This is a genomic window from Ectothiorhodospiraceae bacterium 2226 (genome assembly GCA_013348725.1).
Lineage (GTDB): Bacteria > Pseudomonadota > Gammaproteobacteria.
The window spans coordinates 2,570,496-2,592,511 of sequence record CP054689.1; the positions used below are offsets into that span (position 1 = coordinate 2,570,496).

The following is a 22,016-nucleotide window of genomic DNA, read 5'->3' on the forward strand; positions in this document are numbered from 1 at the left end:
AATCCATGAAGAAACTGATGGACCGCATCCGCGGCGTCGAGCGCGACGTCGTGCAGGCGCCCGCCGAGGGCGACGCCCCGTTTTACGCCGCGCAGGGCGACGAGGTCGAGATCTTCCTGGCCGCCCACAAGAAGCGCCTGCCGGTGATGCTCAAGGGGCCCACCGGCTGCGGCAAGACCCGCTTCCTGGAGCACATGGCGCACCGCCTCGGCCAGCCGCTGGTCACGGTCTCCTGCCACGAAGACCTCACCAGCTCCGACCTGGTGGGCCGCTTCCTGCTCGAAGGCGAGAGCACGGTGTGGCAGGACGGGCCGCTCACCCGCGCGGTGAAGGAAGGCGCGATCTGCTACCTCGACGAGATCGTCGAGGCGCGCACCGACACCACGGTGGTCATCCACCCGCTCACCGACCACCGCCGCCAGCTGCCGCTGGAGAAGAAGAGCCAGGTGATCGAGGCGCACCCGGACTTCATGCTGGTGATCTCCTACAACCCCGGCTACCAGACCGTGCTCAAGGATCTGAAACCCTCCACCAAGCAGCGCTTCGTGGCGATGCAGTTCGACTACCCGAACGAGGCGATCGAGCGCGAGATCGTGCGCAACGAATCGGGCGGCCTGGACGAGGACGTGCTGAACCGCCTCGTGGCGGCCGGTCGCAAGGCGCGCACGCTGAAGGACCACGGCCTGGAGGAGGCGACCTCCACGCGTGCGCTGGTCTACGCCGGCGAGCTGATCAATGCCGGCCTCGATCCCATCACCGCCTGCCGCGCGGCCATGGTGCAGCCCATCACCGACGATCCCGAACTCGCCGAGGCGCTGATGGAGATCGTGCGCGCACACTTCGCCGAGGACAGTGAATCGGCCGAGGCGCACGCCGGCTCATGAGCGAGCAGGACGACCTGCTCGCCATCGAGGAGGTCCTACAGGAACTGGAGCAGATCAGCTTCGTCGCGCACCGCGACGCGCGCGAGGCGCTGCCCGCCATCCAGGCGCACGGCGCGGCCGACACGCTGCTGTGGCTGCGCACCGCGCGCGATCTCTTCACCCATGATCGCGATGCGGGCAAGTCCTTCATCCGCGCCAGCGCCGACACCGCCGCGCGCACCGGCACCGTGCGCGCCTGGACCGAGCAGGCCTTGTCCTTCAACCGCTGGCGCGGCTCCTGGAAGGCGCTGGACGGCTACATGGAGCAGGCCGGTGCGGTGCACGAGGCCTGGGGCGCCGCGGGCCAGCAGCGCTGGTACGAGATCGGCTACGGCTGGCTGGAGCGTCACCTGGACTCCGGCGCGGCCTATTTTCGCACCCCCTTCAAGGAGCTTGGCGGGCGCGAGGGCATCGAGGGCGTCGAGGCCCTGATGGCGCCCGCCGAGAGCCTGTTCCGCGAGCGGCGCCTGGCACTCGGCAGCTACCTCGGCGGTGCGCTGCGCGTGCGCCGCCTGGTGGGGCTGGCCGGTATCGAGCCCTGGGCGCGGCGCGGTGCCGACATCCTGCAGGCCGGTCGCACGCGCGGCGAGGCCTATTTCCGCCTCGAGAGCGAGGAGAGCATCGCGCTGCTGCTCGACAGCGTGCCGGGCGTGCGCCTGCGCGAGCAGCGCCGGCTGCTGCAACTCCTTTTGTATGCGTGGTTCGGCGAGGACTTCCCGCTGGAGGACAGCGCGTGGACGCCCGACCAGGGCCGCGCCATGATCGAGACCGACGGCCAGGCGCTGTTCCTGCCGGTGGTGCTGCCGGGGCGCGAGGAGGCGCTGCTCGCGGTGCTGCACGCGGGCGCGCACCTGCGCTTCGACAGCTACGAGCGGCGCCACATCGAGGCGCTGTTCCAGGAAGCGGGCATGGCGCACCCGCCGCTCGATGCCGACCAGCGCATCACCTGGCGCCCGCTGTTCGCCCGCTTCGGCGACGACCTGCTGCGCTTCCAGGTGCTGTTCGACATCTGCGAGGACCTGCGCGTGGACGCCGCCGCGGCGCGCCTCATCCCCGGCTATGGCGCGCGCCTGCGCCGCCTCGCCGCGCAGGCCGAGCCGCCCGACGGCGCGCCGGGCCGGTACATCGAATTCGCGCGCGAGACGCTCGCCGCCATCGGGCACGCAGAGCGCGCGCCCGCGGGCCTGCGCGGCCTGCTCGACGAACAGGCCACCATCGTGGACGCCTTCCGTACCGCGCTCGCGCTGTACGAGCAGGGCGATTTCCCAACGCTCACGCTGGACAACGTGCGCGAGGCCTACCTGCCCGCGCGCGGCATCAACGCCGCGCGGCCGGTGTACCCGCGCCGACGCTTGGAGGGCAGCCCCGAAGAGGACGGTTTCGCCGCGGGCAAGGAGATGGTCAACCCGGAGGAAAAGCCCAAGGCCCAGGAGGTCCCCAAGGACGCCTCGGGCGGCGACCCCGATTTTGACATCCCGCCCGAGGACACGGCGGGGCAGGGCGGGCGCGTCGGTGTGGGTATCCCGCAGCCGGCGGTGGTGTACGGGCGCGGGCGCGGCCACCAGGGCGAGCGCAGCGGGCGCGCCTACCGCGAGTGGGATTACCGCGACAATGCCTTCAAGCTCGATTGGGCCTGGGTGCAGGAGCGCGAGCTGGAGGAGAGCGATCCGGCGCGCGCCGAGGCCATCTTCGCGAAACACGCCAATGTGCAAAAGCGCCTGCGCCGCGCCCTGCAGATGCAGCGCCCGACGCGGCTGTCGCCGCTGCGCCGCCAGATGGACGGCGACGAGCTCGACCTCGAGGCGACCATGGAGTACGTCACCGAGAAGCGCATCGGCCGCTCGCCGCGCCCGCACGTCTATAAGCGCCGCGCCGTGCGCCAGCGGGAGAGCGCGGTGCTGCTGCTCGCCGACCTGTCCACCTCCATAATGGCGGACGTGCCCAAGGACCAGGGCGAGGGCAAGGTGGTGGATCGCCTGCGCGCGGGGCTGATGCTGTTCGCCGAGGCCCTGGACGCGGTGGGCGACCCCTGTGCCATCGCCGGCTTCGCCTCCAAGTACCGCGACAACGTGAGCTACTACCCCATCAAGCGCTTCGACGAGCCGCTCACCAGCGCCATCCGCGCGCGCATGGCGGGCGTCACCGGGCGCCTCGCCACGCGCATGGGCGCCGCCATCCGCCACGCGGTGGCGACGTTTGACGCCCCCTCGCAGCGCCGCCTGTTGCTGATCCTCTCGGACGGTCGTCCCGCCGACTACGACGACGGCGGCGACGAGCGCTACCTGCACGAGGACACGCGCATGGCCGTGAAAGAGGCCTTGGATGCCGGGGTGCACCCGTTTTGTGTCACGCTGGACGCGCGCGGCGGGGAGTACCTGCCCGCGATCTTCGGCCCCGGACACTACTTGATACTCGACCACGTGGACGACCTGCCCAAGCGCCTGCCCGAGGTCTACCTGCGCCTGCGGCGTTGAGGGCCCGAGCTTTGCGGGGGAGGGTCGGGGAGGGGGCCGCGCCGCAGGCGCGGGGAAGTTCCCGCCCGCTGACGCAGGCGGCCCTCCCCCTAGCCCCCTCCCGCGAGCGGGAGGGGGGGCTGAACGGCGGGAGGCGCGCGGCCCGCGAGGCCGAGGTGGAATACGCCGCCGGCGCGGCTCTCCCTCCCCCGCGCGCGGCGCGGGGGAGGGCCGGGGAGGGGGCCGCGCAGCAGGCGCGGCGCGTAACGCATCAGCGAAGGATCACAGTTTGAACCAGACCGCCGAACAAGACCGCCCGCCCCTGATCGCGCCCACGCGCCCCGCGACCTTCATCGGCGCGGCGCGCTACAAGAACCACAGCTACGGCAGCAATCACCCGCTCGGCATTCCGCGCGTGTCGCTCACGGTGGAGCTCATCCGCACTTACGGGGCGCTCGGTGATGAGGAATACCTCATCGGCCGCAAGGCCACGGTGGCGGAACTGGAGTGGTTTCACACGCGCGAGTATGTCGCCGCCATGCAGCGCTGCGAGGCGCTGGGCAAGGTGCTGGACCGCTACCGCAAGCGCCACAACATCGGCAACTTCGAGAACCCGTACTTCCCCGGCTTTTTCACCACCCCGGCCATCGCCACCGGCTCCAGCGTGCAGGCCGCCGAGCAGGTGCTGGCCGGGCGCACCGCGTTCAACCCGGCGGGCGGCATGCACCACGCCATGCCCGAGCAGGCGCGCGGCTTCTGTTACTTCAACGACCCGGCGCTCGGCATCCTGCGCCTGCGTCGCGAGGGCCTGCGCGTGCTGTACCTGGACATCGACGCGCACCACGGCGATGGCGTGGAGTACGCCTTCCGCGATGACCCCGAGGTGGTGACCTGTTCGCTGCACATGGATACGGAATACGCCTACCCCTTCCAGGGCGGCCGCCTGGACGACACGGGCCCACACGGCAATGCCGTCAACCTGCCGCTGCCGCAGGGCCTGAACGACACCGAGTACCGCACCGTATTCGAGGCGCTATGGCCGCGTGTGCTGGCGCGCGCGCGCCCCGACGCGGTGGTGCTGCAGGCGGGTACCGACATGCTGTTGCCCGACCCGCTCGGCAAGTTCTCGATCTCCACGCAGCTCTTTCTGGAGGTGGTTGCGCGCGTGCTGCGCGATAGCCCGCGCCTGCTGGTGCTGGGCGGCGGCGGCTACCATCCACTGACCCTGGCGCGCTGCTGGACCGGCGTTTGGGCTATTCTGTCGGGCCGCGACCTGCCCGCGGCCATCCCGGCCGCCGGCGAGGCCCTGCTGCGCGCGGTGGACTGGGATCAGGACGAGGACGAGGATTACTTCGAGGCGCTGTTCGCGAGCCGCCTCGACCCCGACCGCGGGGGGGCGGTGCGGGACGACGTACGCGCGCGGCTGGAGCGGCTGCTCGCGCACCATCCAATGTTGAGAGGTACATGATGCACAAGCCGGAGTTGATCAAGGGACACGCCAATCCGGCGGCGACGCGCGCCTACGCCGATGCCCACCTCGGCGACGGGTCGGCGGGCGAAGGGCATTACAGCGACTTTCTCAAGACGCGTATCCGTCTGAGTTCGATCGGCATCGGCACCTTTCCGGGCGAAGCGACCCCCGAGGTCGACGCCGCGGTGAGCGCCATCGTGGCGCGCGCCCTGCAAAGCGGTATCAACGTGATCGACACCGGCGCGCATTATCGCTACGGACGCGCGTTGGCGGCGGTGGGCGCGGGGGTGCGCACGGCGCTCGCGGCGGGCGTGCCGCGCGAGGCCATGTTTCTCATCTCCAAGGGCGGTTTTCTCACCCTGCGCGGTGGCCCGCCCGAGGACCCGGTGCAATGGTTTCAGCGCGAGATCGTGGGGCAGGGCCTGGGCACCACCGAGGACCTGGCGAACAACGCGCATCTGCTGACCCCCGAGTACATCGATTATCAGATCGAACTGAGCCGCACCCTGATGGGCGTCGAGACGCTGGACGCCTTCCTGGTCGACCAGCCCGAGATCCACATCCCGGTGATCGGCAAGGGTGCGCTCAACGACAAACTGCTCAAGGTCTACACCCGGCTCGAGCAGGCCGTCTTGGAAGGGCGCATCCGCTGCTACGGCATCTCGACCTTCAACGGCGAGCGCGTGGAGACCGACGATCCGCTGTTTCAGTCCATCACCTCGCAGCTCGGGCTCGCCGAGAAGGCGGCGCAGGAGGCCACCGGGCAGGACGGCGCGCGCCACCATTTCCGTATCCTGCAGATGCCCTTCAATCAGGTGATGCTGGAGGGCTTCACGCGCTTCAACCACGCCACCGGCCAGGGCAACGTCGCCTCCACCCTGCAGGCGGCGTTTCAGCTCAAGGTGTACGTGATGGCCAGCCACACCATGCTCAAGGGTCACCTCGCGCAGCAATCCGCCGATGTGGTGCAGCAGGCCCTGGCCACGCTGCCCAGTGCGGCGCAGCGCGCCATTCAGTTCAACCGCTCCACGCCGGGGCTGGGCACCAGCCTGGTCGGTATGAGCACGCCGGCCCACCTGGACGACGCGCTCGCGGTGGCGCGCCTCGCGCCGCTGGAGCGCAGCGCCTACCTCGCGATGTTTAGCCGCGCGGAATGAACCGCGACGGTCAGCCGTGCGGAATGAGCCGCGACGTTCAGCCGCGCGGAATGAACCGCCAACGTCCCGCCGCACGAGGGCTGCCAGCTGCCGCCGCCGGTGGATTGAATATTAGCCGTTGCTTATATAGCTGAGGCTGGTAATATTTAAGTCCTTCATCCGCAGGAGCTGCCCATGAACGCCGCCACTTCCGCGCTGCTGATTCTTCTTGTGGCATTGGTTCTGCCAGCCCAGGCCGCCGAGCCGCCGTTCGAGACAGTCCGCACCGAGTATCAAACGGTGCCGCGCGAGCGCGTCTTCGACGCCGTGGTGGAGGCGATCCATCGGTCCACCGTCTCTGCGCAGGCGTCGGGTCGGGTGATCGAGGTGCTGTTCGACGTGGACGACTTCGTCGAGCAGGGCAGCGTGATCCTGCGCCTGCGCGACCGCGAACAGCGGTCCGCGCTGGAGGCCGCACAGGCCTCGCTCGGGGAGGCCCAGGCGCGCGAGCGCGAGGCGGCCGCCGAGCATACGCGCGTGGCCAGCCTGTTCGATCGGGGGCTGGTGGCGCGCGCCGCGTTGGATGCCGCGGAGGCGGACTTTCGCGCCGCCGAGCGCCGCCTGGAGGCCGCCCAAGCGCGCGTCGATCAGGCGCGCGAGCAGTTAGAGCACACCGTGGTGCGGGCACCGTTTTCCGGCATCGTGGTGGAACGACATATCGAACCGGGCGAGACCGCCACGCCGGGTCAGCCGCTACTGACCGGCGTGTCGCTGGACCAGTTGCGGGTCAGCGCCCACGTGGCGCAGGACGTCATCGGCACGATCCGCGCGCGCCAAGAGGCGCGCGTGATGCTGGCCGGCGCGGAGGGCCCGCTCGAGGTGCCCGGCGAGCGCCTCACCATCAGCCCGTACGCCGATCCGGCCAGCCATACCTTCCGCATACGCGTAGATCTGCCCAAGGAGGTTCCGGGCGTCTATCCCGGCATGTTCGGCAAGGTGGCCTTCGTGGTGGGCGAAGAGCGGCGTCTGGTGGTGCCGCGCGAGGCGGTGGTGCAGCGCGGCGAGGTGACCGGCGTGTATGTGCTGCGCGAGGACGGCAGCGTCGCGCTGCGCCATATTCGCCTGGGGCGTGCCCTCCCCGAGGAGAGGGTCGAGGTTCTCGCCGGCTTGAGCGAGGGCGAGCAGGTGGCCACCGATCCGATTCGGGCGGGCGCCTATCTGGTCGAGCGGCGGGCGGAGCGCTAGGGCGTGGCGGAACAGCGTTTAGGTATCTCGGGGCGTATCGCCGACCGTTTTCTGACCACGGAGATCACCCCGCTGCTGGCCCTGATCGGGTTGCTGCTGGGCGTGTTCGCCGTGCTGGTGACGCCGCGCGAGGAAGAGCCGCAGATCGACGTCACCTTCGCGAACGTGTTCATCCCGTTCCATGGTGCCGCCGCGCGCGACGTGGAGTACCTCGTCAGTACCCCGGCCGAGCAGATCCTGTCCGAGATCGAGGGCGTGGAGCACGTGTACTCGGTGTCGCGCCCGGGGATGGCGGTGCTGACCATCCAGTTCGAGGTGGGCGAGCCGCGCACCGAGGCCATCGTGCGGCTGTACAACGCCATCTTCTCCAATCAGGACTGGCTGCCGCCGGACCTCGGCGTCGGCCAGCCCATCATCAAGCCCATGGGCATCGACGACGTGCCCATCGTCGCGTTCACGCTGTGGACCGAGGATCCCGAGCGCGGCAGCTACGAGTTGCAGCAGGTCGCGCACGCCATCGAGGCCGAACTCAAGCGCGTGCAGGGCACGCGTGACATCTACACCATCGGCGGCCCCGACGATGTGGTGCAGGTGCAGCTCGACCCCGTGCGCCTGGCCGCCTACCGCCTCGCGCCGCAGGATTTGCGCGCCGCGCTGCAGGGCGCGAACGCCTCGCAGCCGGCCGGCGAGCTGGTGGACGACGATCGGGTGATCGAGGTGCAGGGCGGTCGTTTTCTCACCAGCGCGCAGGAGGTCGCCGATCTGGTCATCGGCGTGCACGAGGACCGCCCGGTGTTCTTGCGTGATGTGGCCGAGGTGCGCCGCGGCCCGGCCATCCCGTCGCGCTATGTGTGGATGGGCACCGGCCCGGCGGCCGAGGCCGCGGGCATCCAGTCACAAGGTCAATTCCCGGCGGTCACGGTGGCCGTCGCCAAGCAGCCCGGCACCAACGCCGTGCACGTGGCCGACCGCCTGATCGAGCGCTACGCCCAGCTCGAGGGGCTGTTCGTGCCCGAGGGCGTGCATGCCGCGGTCACGCGCAACTACGGCGAGACCGCCAACGATAAGGCACAGACCCTGATCAGCAAGCTGGTGTTCGCCACCTCGGCGGTGGTGCTGCTGGTACTGCTCGCGCTCGGCTGGCGCGAGGCCATCATCGTCGGCGCCGCGGTCGTGATCACGCTGGCCGCCACACTGTTCGCCTCCTGGGCCTGGGGCTTCACGCTGAACCGCGTGTCGCTGTTCGCGCTGATCTTCTCCATCGGCATTCTGGTCGACGACGCCATCGTGGTGGTGGAGAACATTCATCGCCACATGCAGATCGGCGGGCGTAAGCTGCGCGAGGCCATCCCGCTTGCGGTCGACGAGGTGGGCGGCCCCACCATCCTGGCCACCTTCACCGTGATCGCGGCGCTGCTGCCGATGGCCTTCGTGACCGGCCTGATGGGCCCGTACATGAGCCCCATTCCGATCAACGCCAGCATCGGCATGTTGATCTCGCTGGCGGTGGCCTTCGTGGTCACCCCGTGGATGACCCACAGCATGTTCGCCCGCCGTGCGCATCTCTACGCCGGGCACGGCCACGACGAGGCGACCGGTGCCGGGCGCCTGCACAGCCTGTTTTCGCGCGGCCTCGGGCCGTTCCTCGGCGAGGGGCGCAAGCCGCGTCTGTGGCGTTGGGGCATGCTGGGCGGGGTGCTGATCCTCATCCTGGCCTCGGTGAGCCTGGTGGTGGTGCAGCTGGTGGTGCTCAAGATGCTGCCGTTCGACAACAAGTCCGAGTTCCAGGTGATCGTGGACATGCCCGAGGGCACCAGCCTGGAGCGCACCGCGCGGGTGCTGAGCGAACTGGGTGAGCACCTCGCCACGGTGCCCGAGGTGTCCGATTATCAGGCCTACGCCGGCACCGCCTCGCCGATCAACTTCAACGGCCTGGTGCGTCAGTACTACATGCGCAGCGAGCCGCACCAGGGCGACATCCAGGTCAACCTGGTGCACGCGCGCGACCGCGACCGGCGCAGTCACGACATCGCTCTCGGCGTGCGCCCGGCCCTGCAGGAGATCGGTGCGCGGCACGGCGCCAACGTGAAGGTGGTGGAAGTGCCGCCCGGCCCACCGGTGCAGGCGCCGCTGGTGGCGGAGGTCTACGGACTCGATTACGCGGGCCAGATGCGCGTCGCGCGCCAAGTGCGCGAGGTCTTCGAGGGCACGCCCGAGGTGGTCGACGTGGACGACAGCGTCGAGGCCGCGCCGCCGCGCCTGATCGTGGAGGTCGACCAGGCCCGCGCCGCGCAGCTCGGCGTGCCGCAGCGCGCGCTGGTCGATGCGCTCGCCATGGCACTCGGCGGCGACGACGTGACTTACCTGCACGGGGTGAATAAGAAGTACCCGCTGCCGGTGCGCGTGGAACTGCCGGTGTCGGAACGTGCCGATGTGCAGCCCTTGCTCGACCTGCGCCTGCGCGGGCGCGACGGGGCGCTGGTGCCGCTGGGCGACCTGGTGCGCGTGGTGGAGACGCGGCGCGAGCAGGCCATCTACCACAAGGACCTGTTGCCGGTGGTGTTCGTCACCGGCGACGTGGCGGGGCGCCTCGACAGCCCGCTGTACGGTATGTTCGACATCTTCGCCCAGCTGCGCCGCACCGAGATCGAGGGCCGCCCGCTGGAGCAGTACTTCATCAACCAGCCCGCCAACCCGTACGAGTACTCCATCAAATGGGACGGCGAGTGGAAGGTCACCTACGAGACCTTCCGCGACATGGGGCTGGCCTACTCGGTGGGGCTGATCCTCATCTACCTGCTGGTGGTCGCGCAGTTCCGCTCCTACTTGGTGCCGCTCATCATCATGGCGCCCATCCCGCTCACCATCATTGGCGTGATGCCGGGCCACGCGCTGCTGGGCATGCAGTTCACCGCCACGTCGATGATCGGCATGATCGCCCTGGCGGGCATCATCGTGCGCAACTCCATCCTGCTGGTGGACTTCGTCAACGACGAAGTGCGCCGCGGCGTGGATCTGGAGCAGGCCGTGGTGAACGCCGGCGCGGTGCGCGCCAAGCCCATCGTGCTGACGGGCCTCGCCGCCATCCTGGGCGCGTTCTTTATCCTGGACGACCCGATCTTCAGCGGCCTGGCGGTGGCGCTGATCTTCGGTATTCTGGTGTCCACGGTGCTGACGCTCGCGGTGATTCCGGTGATGTACTACGCCTTCATGCGCAAGCGCGTGGCGCGTATCCGGGACGAGGAGGCGGTGGCCTAGAGCGGGTCCTGCGGTGAAGCGGCGGGGCCGTCCCCAACCGGGGCGGTCCCGCCGCGTCATTTACGGCTTGTCGTCGCGCTTCGTGCCCCGCTGTTTGGCGAGGTCGCGCAGCATGGCCTCCTGCTCGGCGAAGGAGGGCATGCGCGGCTTGTTGCCATGGCCCTGCGGCTTCACCGGCTGCACCCCCGCGCGTTCGCGCTCTTTCTCGGCGACGTAATCGGCCGGCACCTCGTCGGCGGCCTCGTCCACGTAACGGCCACGATAGCCCTTGGGCGGGGCGGCGCCGCCGCCCAGGAAGGCGGCCATGCGCAGTTCCTTGTTGAAGCTCACCACGCGCCGGTCGATCCATACCAGGTCGTACAGCGCGAACAGCACCATCAGCGCCAACGGCACCAGCGCGAGGACGGGCGCGACTAGCAGGCCGACCAGCGTGAGCGCCAGCAGCGCGAGGTAGGCTGCGCCGCCGCGCGGCTCGTTCAGATAGAAGCGGTGCGCACCGAGCGGGAACAGAGCCCACCAGGCATACGCGGTGGGGCGGCGCTTCATCTGCCGCGTGAGGCGCGCATTGAGCGCCTGCAGGCCGCCGCCGGCCAGATCGATATCCTTCCATGCCTTGCTCATTGCGCTGATTTCTCCGCCCTATTCATGCATTGCGCGGCCCGCCCTGTGATGCGTGACGCAGGCCCCAGAGTTTCTATTTTCCCCCTTAACTGGTAGCATCGAAAGCAGTAATACCCGCATAGGGCCGCCTGTACGGCCTTCCGAGAACCCTGGTCGGTGGCCTTGCATGGCTGATCGCAGACTACAAGTTTTCCGCACGGTTGCGCGGCTGCTGAGCTTTACCAAAGCGGCCGAGGCGCTGCATATGACGCAGCCGGCGGTGACCTTCCAAGTGCGCCAACTCGAGGAGCACTTCAACACCCGTTTGTTCGACCGCACGCACAACCGCATCAGCCTCACCGAGGCGGGCGAACAGGTCTATTACTACGCCGACCGTATCTTCGAGCTGTATGCGCAGATGGAGAACGCGGTGCGCGATCTCACCGGCGAGATCAGCGGTGTGCTGATGTTGGGCGCCAGTACCACGATCGCCGAGTACATGCTGCCCGCGCTGCTCGGCGACTTCAAAGAGCGCTATCCGGACGTCACCATCCGGCTGAAGGTAGCCAACTCCGACGGCATCGTGTCCATGGTCGAGAACAACGTGATCGACCTCGGCGTGGTGGAGGCCCCGGTGGCCAACAAGAATCTGGTGGTGGAGCAGTGTCGGCTGGACCAGCTGGTGCTGATCGTGCCCCCCGGGCACGCGCTGGCCGAGCTGAAGTCCGTCCCCCTGGAGCGGCTGCTGGAGTATCCCTACATCTGTCGCGAGGAGGGCTCGGGGACCCGCGAAGTGCTCATGGAGACCCTGCAGGGCGCGCAGCTCGCGCCGAGTGACCTCAACATCATCATGGAACTAGGCAGCCCCGAGGCGATCAAGGGTGCCGTGGAGGCGGGTATGGGCGTGTCCATCCTGTCGCGCGCCACCATCGCCAAGGAGCTGCGCCTCGGCACGTTGGTGGCGCGCCCCCTGGATCCGCCCATCGAGCGGCCGTTCTCCTTTGTGCACCAGAAACACAAATTCCGCTTGCGCGCCATGGACGAGCTACTCAACTTCGCGCGCAACTACTGCAAGGAACACCCGTCGGCCGACTGAGCGGGCGGGGACAGGAGTACCCAATGAAACGCTATAGCGTCATCCAGAACACCTACTCCGAATTCCTGGGCCTGATCGAAACCCAGCTCGAGAAGCGGGACATCGGCTTCAACTACCTGCGCCCGTTCGTCGACCAGGCGCTGCCGGCGAGCGCGCTGCAGTTCGACGGCCTGTTCGTGCTGGCCGGCAGTAAGCCGCCCACGGACGCCGAGGGTCATGCATGGCTGGGCGACGCCCTGCACCTGATCCAGGTCTACCAGAAGGCCAAGCGCCCGGTGGTGGGCATCGGGTTGGGCGGTCAGTTGGTCGCGCGCGTGGCGGGTGGCGAGGCGCATGCCGAGCCCTACCACCGCAGCTACTGGACCACCGCGCACGCCACCGAGGCCGGCAAGGACGACCCGCTCGCGCAGGCCGTCGATGGCCGGCGGGTGCTTATCATCAGCAACGGGCGCGTCACGTTGCCCGGCGGCGTCGAGCCGCTGGTGGTGGACGACGACGGCGAGTGGCTGGTGATCCGCCCCAACGAGCTGACCTACGGCATGCTGCTGCGGCCCGAGATGAAGCCCGGCATGATCGAGGACATGATCATGGAGGAGGATCGCGACACGCCCGACAACATCGGTGAGCTGCTGGAGACCGCGCGCGCCGAGTGGGGCGGCATGCAGGAGATGACCGATCAGGTCGTGGTGGCCCTGGTCAAGGGCCTCGATCTGATGCACGAGCGGCGTAAGGCGCCGGTCTTCAGTCTGAAGGTAGAGAACAAGTGACGCGCACCGAACGCCGACGGCTGCTGGATACCGTGGAGGCGCTGGGCGCCGCCGAGCGCGACATGGTGCTCGCCTTCGCCGAATTCCTTGCGCAACGGGGCGCGCCTTCCGAACCCGAGCCGTTGCCCGAGCCCCAGATCATCCCCCGACCCGAGCGCGAATCGGTGGTCGGCGCGCTCAAGCGCCTCTCGGCGAGTTATCCGATGGTCGACAAGGGCAAGATGCTCAACGAGACCTCTGCCTTGGTGGCGCAGCACGTTGTGCAGGGGCGTGCGGCCGAGGAGGTCATCGACGAGTTGGAGGTGCTGTTCCTGCGTCAGTACGAGAAGTTGAAACAGGACCACGGCGGCACTGCATGATGGAGGTAGCCCGCCGCTGGTTCCGGCGGCGCTTCAGCGATCCGCAGGCGGTCATCCTCGCCTTCCTGCTGGTCATCGGCTTTGCGGCCATCCTGCTATTCGGGCGCATCCTTGCCCCCGTGCTGTGGGCCATCGTCATCGCCTATCTGCTGGAAGGGCTGGTGGTGTTCCTCGAGCGGCGCGGCGTACCGCGCACCCCCGCCGTGCTCATCGTGTTTCTGCTGTTCATGGCCTTCCTGCTGGTGTTGGTGTTCGGCGTGGTGCCGCTGCTATGGGTGCAGATGATGGACCTGGTGCGCGACCTGCCCGCCTTCATCGCCATGGGCCAGCAGGTGCTGCTGCAACTGCCCGAACGTTACCCGTTCATCACCGAGGCGCAGGTGCAGGAGGTGCTGGCCGCCATCCGCAGCCAGGTCGGCGCGCTAGGCCAGCGCATGCTCGCCCTGTCGCTCGCCTCCATCCTGAACTTCATCACCATCATCGTGTACCTGATCCTCGTGCCGCTGCTGGTGTTCTTCTTCCTCAAGGACAAGCGCCTCATACTCGGCTGGGTGCGTGGCTACCTGCCGCGCGAGCGCGCGCTGGCCGCGCGCGTGTGGGATGAGGTCAACCGCCAGATCGGCAACTACGTGCGCGGCAAGTTCTGGGAAATCTTGATCGTCGCTGCCGTTTCCTACTTGGTGTTCGCCCTCATGGGCCTCCAGTACGCCATGCTGCTCGGCGCGCTGGTGGGCCTGTCGGTCATCATTCCGTACATCGGCGCCGCGGTGGTCACGCTGCCGGTGTTCATGATCGGCTACTTCCAGTGGGGCTGGGGGCCGGAGCTCGCCTGGCTGATGGTGGCCTACGCCGTGATCCAGGCACTCGACGGCAACGTGCTGGCTCCGCTGTTGTTCTCCCGTGTGGTGAATCTGCACCCGGTGGCCATCATCGTGGCGGTGGTCGGCTTCGGCGGCATCTGGGGATTCTGGGGGGTGTTCTTCGCGATCCCCCTCGCCACGCTGGTCAGTGCGGTGCTCTCGGCCTGGCCCACGACGCCGGAGCCCGCCGCGACGGCGCCCCCGTCGGCGCCCGCGCGCGCACGGACCCCCGAAATCGAACGCGAAACGCCGTCCTGAATGCGGCGCCCGCCGCGCCCCTGCTAGAGTTTGAAGTAGGGTAGGGGACGGACAACCGGGTACCCGCCCCCCGCCTGCCGCGACGCCCGTTCAGGGCGAAAGTCCCGGCACAGGAGGTGCGTCATGGGCATGTTGCGCTGGCTGTTGGTACTTCCCTTGCTGATGGGCGCCGGAGCCGCTCACGCCGAGGCCGAATACGTCGAGACGCCGTACACCGAACAGCAAGTGGTGTTCGATTTCTACTTCGACCACCCGGAAAAGATCGGGTCCGCGCTGTTCTGGGTCCGCTCGCTGATGAACCCGCTCACCGACCCGCCGTATAACTACGCCCCTGAGTTCCTCGACCTCAAGGTGGTACTGCACGGCACCGAGCTCGCCACCCTCGCCAAGCACAACTATGAGCGCTATGCGGACGCGGTAGAGCGCATGCGCTACTACGCCAGCCTCGGCGTCGAGTTCAAGGTCTGCGGCCTGGCGCTGGTTGACTTCGGCTATCGCGCGAGCGACCTGCAGGACTTCGTGCAGGTCGTGCCGTCTGCGATCACCGAACTGGCGCACTGGCAGCTCGAAGGCTACGCCCTGATCACGCCGACGGTACTGGAGCGGCATCATAGCTTGGAGGAGTTGCGCTAGCGGACGCCTCGCCATGGCACGCCCGATCAAATCCTCGGAGATCACGCCGCCGGCCGTCTACCACGCGCGCCGCCGGTTCTTGGGACGTGCGGCGCTGGCCGCGGGACTGCTCCTCGCGCCGCCGCTCCTCGCGGCTACGCGCGAGCGGCTCGAGGGCGTGCGCCCGGGTCCCTACAGTACCGACGAAGACCTCACCTCGTACGAGGACGTTGCCTCCTACAACAACTTCTATGAGTTCGGTACCGGCAAGGCCGACCCGGCGCGCCACGCGCACCGACTGCGTACCGCGCCCTGGTCGGTGCGCATCGACGGGGAGGTGGCCAAACCCGGCACGTATACCCTGGAGGACGTGCTCAAACCGCACGCCCTGGAGGAGCGCATCTACCGCCTGCGCTGCGTGGAAGGCTGGTCGATGGTCATCCCTTGGGTCGGCTTTCCGCTCGCGGATTTTTTGAAACGCTTCGAGCCGACGTCCAAGGCGAAGTACGTGGAGTTCGTTACCCTGCACGACCCCGAGCAAATGCCCGGTCAGCGTCGCGCGGTGCTGGAATGGCCCTACCGCGAAGGGCTGCGCATGGACGAGGCCATGCACCCGCTCACCATCCTCGCCGTTGGGCTGTACGGGGAGGTGCTGCCCAATCAGAACGGCGCGCCGTTGCGCCTGGTGGTGCCGTGGAAATACGGCATCAAGAGCATCAAGTCGATCGTCGCCGTGCGCCTGCGCGAGGACCAGCCGCTCACCGCCTGGGAGCGTTACAACCCACGCGAATACGGCTTCTACGCCAATGTAAACCCGGACGTGCCCCACCCTCGGTGGAGCCAGCGGCGCGAGCGGCGCATCGGCGAGTTTCGCAAGCGCCGCACCGAACTGTTCAACGGCTACGGTGACGAGGTCGCGCACCTGTACGCGGGCATGGACCTGCGCAAGTACTTCTGATGCCGACGGTCGCGGCGCGGGCGGCCATGCCGCTGCGCTACCTCAAGCCGACCGTGTTCCTGCTGTGCCTGCTGCCGCTCGCATGGCTGACGTTACAGGCACTGACCGGCGCGCTGAGCGCCAACCCCATCGAGGACATCACGCACCGTACCGGCGACTGGACGCTGCGCTTTCTGCTCATCACGCTGGCGGCCACGCCGCTGCGCCGCCTGCTGGGCTGGTCGTGGCCGCTGCGGGTACGGCGCATGCTGGGCCTGTTCGCGTTCTTCTACGCGACATTGCACCTGCTCACCTACCTCTGGCTGGACCAGTTCTTCGGGTGGGAGGAAATCGTGTTCGACGTGCTGGAGCGGCCCTTCATCACGGTCGGCATGGTCGCCTACCTGCTGCTGCTACCGCTCGCCCTGACCTCCACCGACCGTGTGATGCGGCGGCTCGGCGGGCGCACCTGGAAGCGCCTGCACCGCTTGGCCTATGTCGTCCCCGCGCTCGGGGTGCTGCATTTTCTGTGGGCGGTGAAGGCCGATCGGCTGGAGCCGCTGGTCTATGGCGGGGTGCTGCTGGTCTTGCTGGCGCTGCGCGTCTGGCCGGTGCGAGGTAAGCGCTGAGCGTCGCGCGCGGCACACGGATGTGCGCCCTTCAAACAGCCGCCGTCCAGGATGGATGCATTCAGACCTTCTTCAGGACTCCCGGCCGCGCAACTGGCGCAGGCGCTCGAGCACGCGTTCGGCGCGCTCGACATTGGCGCGCAGTTCCGGGTGCTCGGGCGCAACCGCCTGCAAGGGGCGCCAGATGTCCAATGCGGCGTCAATCGCGCCGCGACTGTAGAGCACGCGGCCGCGTTCGAGATCGCGCTCGACCCGCTCGGCGATGGCTGCCTGCAGGCGTATGCGCAGGTCCTCGGCGTGGCGGGCGGCACCTTCCAATGCCTCCAGTCGCTGGAGCAGCTCCCCGGCCTCGACCAGGGCGCCTTGCTGCAGTGCGGCATCGGCGGAGGTGGCCAGGCGTTCGGCCTCGGCCTCGCGGGTGCGGGCCACGCGGCGGCGCTGTTCCTGTTCGGCGGAAACGGCTCTGGCGCGCTGCGTGCTGCGCACCTCGGCGAGGTTCTGCTCGAGCCCCGACTCCGGATTCAGCGCGAGGGCCAGCGCGAACAGCTTCTCGGCCGCGGCGAGGTTATTCTCCTGTAGGGCTTCGCCGCCCATGCGCCCCAGACGGCCGGCAACGCGTGCCTGCGCCGTCTGGTTGTGCACCACACGCTCGCGCAGGGCCTCGTCGCCCGGCGCGAGCTCGGCGAGTGCGCTCACCAGCCGCCCCTCGTTCAGCAGCCATTGTGCCTGCTCGATGGTGAGCATCCGCGTCAGCTCTACCTCGCGCTGCATACGGCGGGCCTCGGCGGCCTTATGAGCCTTCTTCAGGGCCTCGCTACTCGGCAGCTTCTCCAGCCCGCGCGTGAAGGTCTGCAGGGCCTCGTGGATTGCGCCGGCCTCGAGTTGGTCTTCTCCACGACGCACCTTCGCGCGCTCGTAGGACGCGGCCCGCGTGCGGATCTCGGGCAACTCGCGCTGCCAGCGCTGGTAGTCCGGGTGCTCGTTCGGCAAGGTGGCAATGGCGGCGAGCACCCACTCGTAGTAGCCGCCGTCCAGCGCATGCTCGATCTGCGCGGCCTGTGCGGCCGTGGGCGCGGCGATGCGCGCGCTGCCGTAGCGCGGTCCATCGGGGGGCGGGATGTAGGTGCAGCCGGAGATGGCGAGAGCGGCCCCCAGCCAGAGGGGGAGTCGCTTGAGTGCGATCATGCGGCGTCACCCTTGGAGAGGCGGGCGGCCAGCAGGTCTTCCAGTTGGTGGTCCATGGTGCGCCGATAGCTGCCGGCCAAGTCCTTCACGACGTAGGTGTCGACCGGCAGCGATTTGCCGCGCAGGCGGATGGAACGGTAACGGCGCGCCAATACGCGGCTCTGCACCAGCGGATCGTGGTACACGCTGTCGCCGATGACGATGCCGCCAGGGGTAGCGATGCCGTAGAGGCGGGCGGCCAGGTTCACCGAATCGCCGACCACCGTGTACTGCATATGTTCACGCGAGCCCATGTTGCCCGCGAGCACGTTGCCGGTGTTGATGCCGAGGCGAAAACGGGCTTGGTCGAGCCCCTGCTTCTCGCGCTCGGCGTTGAGCCGCGCCACCAGGCGCTGGATCATCACCGCGCAGGCGACGGCGTTGAACACGTGCTCTTCGTCCTCGTTGGGAACGCCGAACACGAGCATGGCGCAATCGCCCATGTACTTGTCGATATTGCCGTTGTAGAGGCGCGCGGCCTCGGCGATGTAGGAGAAATACTCGTTCAGCATGGCGGCCACCTCGTCCGGCGGCATCTTCTCCGACATGCTGGTGAAACCGACGATGTCCGCGAACAGCACCGTGGCGCGCACGTCCCGCCCGCCGAGCTCCACTTGGTCGAGGTGGGAGAGGATCTCCTGCGCCACGTTGGGCGAGAGGTAGCGGGAGAAGGCTTGTTCCACCTGGGTCTTCTGCAGCAGGCCGCTGGCCATCTGGCCGAGCGCCTCGGTGAGCGCGCCGAGTTCGTCGTTACGCCGCTCCTTCACCGGGAAGTTGTACTCGCCCTTGCCGATGGCGCGAGACACCTCCATCAGTTCGTGAATCGGCCGCGATAAGCGCCGCCCCACCAGCACCGCCATGATCACGCCGAACACCAGCATCAAGACCAGGGCGGCGCTGATGGCGCGGATCGCGTCGTGCATCGCCTGGTTCATGAACGAGGCGCTGAAGGTCACGATCACGTGGCCCGCCTGCACGCCCTGAAAACGCACCGGCACCGCGAACGAGACCATGTCGAGCGCCTGCTGACCCTCCCAGCGCCATTCGACCGTGCGCGGTTCGCCGAGGTCGCGCAGCGAGGATTGCTGCGGGGGCGGGATAATGCCCAGGCGCGCCAGGACGCTGCCGTCCTCATCGAAGATGGCCGCGCCCATGATGGTCCCGTTGGAGGCCAGATTGGCCACCAACACCTCCAGCGCGAGCTGGTCGCCCGCCAGCAGGGGCTCTTTGGCGGACTCGGCCACCTGGGCCGCCACCGTGTAGCCGAAGTCGCTGGCCTGGGCGCGCAGGAGTTGGGTTTGGTTGGATGTGATGACCAGCCCCAACAGGACCATGCCCACGGTGAGCATGAGCATGATGGCCAGGGCCAACTTATAAGCGATAGGGAAGTGCTTGGGCACACAACGGCGGCGACAGTACGCCAGCGCTCGTGCAGAGGCGCTGCGCAGACGCAGAAGCAGAGACTGCCTGTAATCGGCGCGCGTCAGGTCGCTCATTCACCCGCCATCCGTGTGTATCATTGCGGCCTCAAGTAGGGGCGGAGGCATCATAACACGAAGCCGGCTTGTGACGTGGTTCCTATTCTAAACGCTTGAGTTGCGGCTTTTGCGCCGCTAACGGCTTGAACTTTGCAGTTAAGGCCTCATCTAAATTGAGCGCCGGCGCCGCCGCCGGCACAGAATGACAAAGCCGCCGAGGGCGGCAGAACCCCGGTCGCACAGCGGCCGGTTTCAATGTGGGAGACCGCTTCAGCATGAAACGTATTGCGTTGTTCCTGTTGACCAACCTGGCCGTGCTCTTGGTCCTGAGCGTGGTGCTGCGCCTGCTCGGCGTGGACCGCATCCTGGACGAGCAGGGGGTTGGGCTGGACATGTACAACCTGCTGGTCCTGTCCGCCGTGATCGGCTTCGGCGGCGCCTTCATCTCCCTGGCCATGTCCAAGTGGAGCGCCAAGCGCATGACCGGCGCGCAGGTCATTGAAACGCCCCGCAACGCCACCGAGGCGTGGCTGGTGCGTACCGTGCAGCGTCAGGCACAGCAGGCCGGGATCGGCATGCCGGAGGTCGCGATCTACGACTCCCCCGATATCAACGCCTTCGCCACCGGTGCCCGGCGCGACGCCGCGCTGGTCGCGGTCAGCACCGGGCTGCTGCGCAGCATGAGCGAAGAGGAGGCCGAGGCCGTGCTGGGCCATGAGGTCAGCCACGTCGCCAACGGCGACATGGTGACGCTCACCCTGATCCAGGGGGTGGTCAACACCTTCGTGATCTTCCTCTCGCGCGTGATCGGCCACGTGGTCGACCGCGTGGTGTTCAAGACCGAGCGCGGTCACGGCCCCGCGTTCTGGATCACCGCCATCTTCGCCCAGGTCGTGCTCGGCATCCTCGCCAGCGCCATCGTGCTCTGGTTCAGCCGCCAGCGCGAGTTCCGCGCCGACGCCGGCGGCGCCGCGCTGGCCGGTCGCGAGAAGATGATCGCCGCGCTCGAGCGCCTGCAGAAGTCCGCCGGCCAGTCCCACCTGCCCGATCAGCTCGCCGCCTTCGGTATCATCGGCATGCGCAGCAAGGGCTTCCAGCGCCTCTTCATGTCCCATCCCCCGCTGGAGGAGCGCATCGCCGCCCTGCGTGCCGGCGGTTCCCGCAGCGCGTTCTAGGTTTCTCAGCGCCGCGCCGTAACGCCCTCCCCCGCACAGCGGGGGAGGGTCGCGGAGGGGGCTGCGCCGCAGGCGCGGGCGCCTGACCTGCTTACAAGACCTCGGAGGCGTAGTCCGCCAGGCGCGAGCGTTCGCCGCGCATGAGGGTGACGTGGCCGCTATGCGGCCAGTGCTTGAAGCGGTCCACCACGTGGGTGAGGCCGGAGCTGGTCTCGGTGAGGTAGGGGGTGTCGATCTGGGCGATGTTGCCGAGGCACACCACCTTGGTGCCGGGCCCGGCGCGGGTGATCAGGGTCTTCATCTGCTTCGGAGTGAGGTTCTGGGCCTCGTCGATGATGATGAAGCGGTTCAGGAAGGTGCGCCCGCGCATGAAGTTCACCGAACGGATCTTGATGCGCGCGCGCAGCAGGTCCTGGGTTGCCTGACGGCCCCAGCTGCCGCCCGCCTCGGATTGCGTCAGCACCTCCAGATTGTCCATGAGCGCCCCCATCCAAGGCGTCATCTTCTCCTCTTCGGTCCCCGGCAGAAAGCCGATGTCCTCGCCCACGGGCATGGTCACGCGGGTCATGATGATTTCGCGATAGAGGTTATGCTCCAGCGTCTGCTCCAGGCCCGCGGCCAGCGTAAGCAGGGTCTTGCCGGTGCCGGCCATGCCCATCAGGGTGACGAAGTCGATCTCCGGGTCCATGAGCAGGTTCAGGGCGAAGTTCTGCTCGCGGTTGCGCGCGCTGATGCCCCACACGCTGTGGCGTTGCGTGCGGTGGTCACGCACCAGCTGTAGCGTGGCGGTATCACCCTCCAACTCGCGCACGATGGCTTCGAACGGCTCCTCGCCGCCGCTGTACACGAACTGGCCGGGAGTCCACTGGTGCGCCTCGGGGCCGGTGATGCGGTAGTAGGTGTACTCGTCTTCCTTCCAGGACTCGATCTGGTTGGCGCGCGCTTCCCAGAAATCGCCCGGCAGCTCGTGATAGCCGCGGTAGAGGAGGTTGACGTCCTCCAGCACCTGGTCGTTGTAGTAGTCCTCGGCGTGGATGCCGATGATGGAGGCCTTGATGCGCAGGTTGATGTCTTTCGACACCAGCGCCACGTTGGCGTCGGGGTAGCGCTGTTGCAGGGTGCGGCAGGTGCCGAGGATGTGGTTGTCGGGACGGCCGCCCGGCAGGCTGGCGGGCAGCACGTCGGGCGTGGGCTCGGTCTGGAAGAACAGTCGGCCTTCGGCGCTGGGTAGGCCGCCCTCGGGCCGCGGCGGGTGCAGCGGCAGCCCGGCGTCGATGTCCTCCTTGGTCTTGCCGGCCATCAACTGGTCGAGGAAGCGGCTCACCTGGCGGGCGTTGCGCGCCACCTCGGAGCGGCCCGTCTTGTTGTGATCAAGCTCCTCGAGCACGATCATCGGCAGGAACACGTGATGCTCTTGAAAGCGGAACAGCGAGGTCGGGTCGTGCATCAGCACGTTGGTATCAAGGACGAATAGTCGCTTACCTCGGATTGCCGCTTGGTTCATGCGTCCTCCTCTGAGTTGCGGGGTGTCACCC

18 protein-coding genes are annotated in these 22,016 nt (G+C 68.1%); 14 read left to right on the forward strand and 4 right to left on the reverse strand.

The genetic code is table 11. The features are described from left to right. Positions 1 to 5: 5 nt before the first annotated feature. The 6 genes from HUS23_12480 (at position 6) to HUS23_12505 (ending at position 10,486) form a co-directional block, all read left to right on the forward strand. Positions 6 to 884, forward strand: coding sequence for a CbbQ/NirQ/NorQ/GpvN family protein (locus HUS23_12480; protein ID QKT04565.1), 879 nt, complete (start codon positions 6 to 8; stop codon positions 882 to 884). Further along, positions 881 to 3,397 (forward strand): VWA domain-containing protein, encoded by a 2,517-nt coding sequence (locus tag HUS23_12485; protein QKT04566.1) that lies wholly within the window; start codon positions 881 to 883, stop codon positions 3,395 to 3,397. Before HUS23_12480 ends, HUS23_12485 begins: the two co-directional genes overlap by 4 nt. Before the next feature lie 268 nt (positions 3,398 to 3,665). Beyond that, positions 3,666 to 4,844 carry an acetoin utilization protein AcuC gene (locus HUS23_12490; protein ID QKT04567.1) on the forward strand — a complete coding sequence of 393 codons (1,179 nt, stop codon included), beginning with the start codon at positions 3,666 to 3,668 and terminating at the stop codon, positions 4,842 to 4,844. Beyond that, entirely contained in the window at positions 4,844 to 6,004 is a 1,161-nt protein-coding gene (locus HUS23_12495; protein ID QKT05079.1) for an aldo/keto reductase, read from the forward strand. The genes HUS23_12490 and HUS23_12495 overlap by 1 nt, the downstream gene beginning before the upstream one ends. 174 nt (positions 6,005 to 6,178) lie before the next feature. Further along, complete coding sequence (locus tag HUS23_12500; protein QKT04568.1) at positions 6,179 to 7,228, forward strand: efflux RND transporter periplasmic adaptor subunit; 1,050 nt, start codon at positions 6,179 to 6,181, stop codon at positions 7,226 to 7,228. A gap of 3 nt (positions 7,229 to 7,231) precedes the next feature. Further along, on the forward strand, positions 7,232 to 10,486 hold the full coding sequence (locus HUS23_12505) for an efflux RND transporter permease subunit (protein ID QKT04569.1): 3,255 nt from the start codon (positions 7,232 to 7,234) through the stop codon (positions 10,484 to 10,486). A gap of 60 nt (positions 10,487 to 10,546) precedes the next feature. On the opposite strand, the gene HUS23_12510 is transcribed toward HUS23_12505, so the two are convergent. After that, positions 10,547 to 11,107 (reverse strand): NINE protein, encoded by a 561-nt coding sequence (locus tag HUS23_12510; protein QKT04570.1) that lies wholly within the window; start codon positions 11,105 to 11,107, stop codon positions 10,547 to 10,549. A gap of 166 nt (positions 11,108 to 11,273) precedes the next feature. On the opposite strand from HUS23_12510, the gene HUS23_12515 reads away from it, so the two are divergent. The 7 genes from HUS23_12515 (at position 11,274) to HUS23_12545 (ending at position 16,604) form a co-directional block, all read left to right on the forward strand. Next, positions 11,274 to 12,182, forward strand: coding sequence for a LysR family transcriptional regulator (locus HUS23_12515; GenBank protein ID QKT04571.1), 909 nt, complete (start codon positions 11,274 to 11,276; stop codon positions 12,180 to 12,182). A 23-nt stretch (positions 12,183 to 12,205) separates the two neighbouring features. Then, the gene (locus HUS23_12520) at positions 12,206 to 12,949 is read left to right on the forward strand and encodes a GMP synthase (GenBank protein ID QKT04572.1); all 744 of its coding nucleotides are present in this window, start codon (positions 12,206 to 12,208) and stop codon (positions 12,947 to 12,949) included. Further along, a complete protein-coding gene (locus tag HUS23_12525; protein QKT04573.1) occupies positions 12,946 to 13,308 on the forward strand; it encodes a Crp/Fnr family transcriptional regulator in 363 nt (120 codons plus the stop codon). Before HUS23_12520 ends, HUS23_12525 begins: the two co-directional genes overlap by 4 nt. Then, on the forward strand, positions 13,308 to 14,426 hold the full coding sequence (locus HUS23_12530) for an AI-2E family transporter (GenBank protein QKT05080.1): 1,119 nt from the start codon (positions 13,308 to 13,310) through the stop codon (positions 14,424 to 14,426). Before HUS23_12525 ends, HUS23_12530 begins: the two co-directional genes overlap by 1 nt. A 129-nt stretch (positions 14,427 to 14,555) precedes the next feature. Then, entirely contained in the window at positions 14,556 to 15,059 is a 504-nt protein-coding gene (locus HUS23_12535; protein ID QKT05081.1) for a DsrE family protein, read from the forward strand. A 13-nt stretch (positions 15,060 to 15,072) separates the two neighbouring features. Then, complete coding sequence (gene msrP / locus HUS23_12540; protein QKT04574.1) at positions 15,073 to 15,996, forward strand: protein-methionine-sulfoxide reductase catalytic subunit MsrP; 924 nt, start codon at positions 15,073 to 15,075, stop codon at positions 15,994 to 15,996. 26 nt (positions 15,997 to 16,022) lie between these two features. Continuing rightward, on the forward strand, positions 16,023 to 16,604 hold the full coding sequence (locus tag HUS23_12545; GenBank protein QKT05082.1) for a sulfoxide reductase heme-binding subunit YedZ: 582 nt from the start codon (positions 16,023 to 16,025) through the stop codon (positions 16,602 to 16,604). Positions 16,605 to 16,676: 72 nt separating this feature from the next. Here HUS23_12545 and HUS23_12550 read toward each other — a convergent pair whose 3' ends face one another. Together HUS23_12550 and HUS23_12555 are read right to left on the reverse strand one after the other, a co-directional pair. Then, complete coding sequence (locus tag HUS23_12550) at positions 16,677 to 17,789, reverse strand: hypothetical protein (GenBank protein ID QKT04575.1); 1,113 nt, start codon at positions 17,787 to 17,789, stop codon at positions 16,677 to 16,679. After that, positions 17,786 to 19,324, reverse strand: a complete 1,539-nt coding sequence (locus HUS23_12555; GenBank protein ID QKT04576.1) for a HAMP domain-containing protein — start codon at positions 19,322 to 19,324, stop codon at positions 17,786 to 17,788. Before HUS23_12555 ends, HUS23_12550 begins: the two co-directional genes overlap by 4 nt. Positions 19,325 to 19,581: 257 nt before the next feature. Here HUS23_12555 and htpX point away from each other — a divergent pair, with 257 nt between their 5' ends. After that, positions 19,582 to 20,481, forward strand: coding sequence for a protease HtpX (gene htpX / locus HUS23_12560; GenBank protein QKT04577.1), 900 nt, complete (start codon positions 19,582 to 19,584; stop codon positions 20,479 to 20,481). 91 nt (positions 20,482 to 20,572) lie between these two features. On the opposite strand, the gene HUS23_12565 is transcribed toward htpX, so the two are convergent. Further along, positions 20,573 to 21,985, reverse strand: coding sequence for a PhoH family protein (locus tag HUS23_12565; protein QKT04578.1), 1,413 nt, complete (start codon positions 21,983 to 21,985; stop codon positions 20,573 to 20,575). Between the last annotated feature and the right edge of the window lie 31 nt (positions 21,986 to 22,016).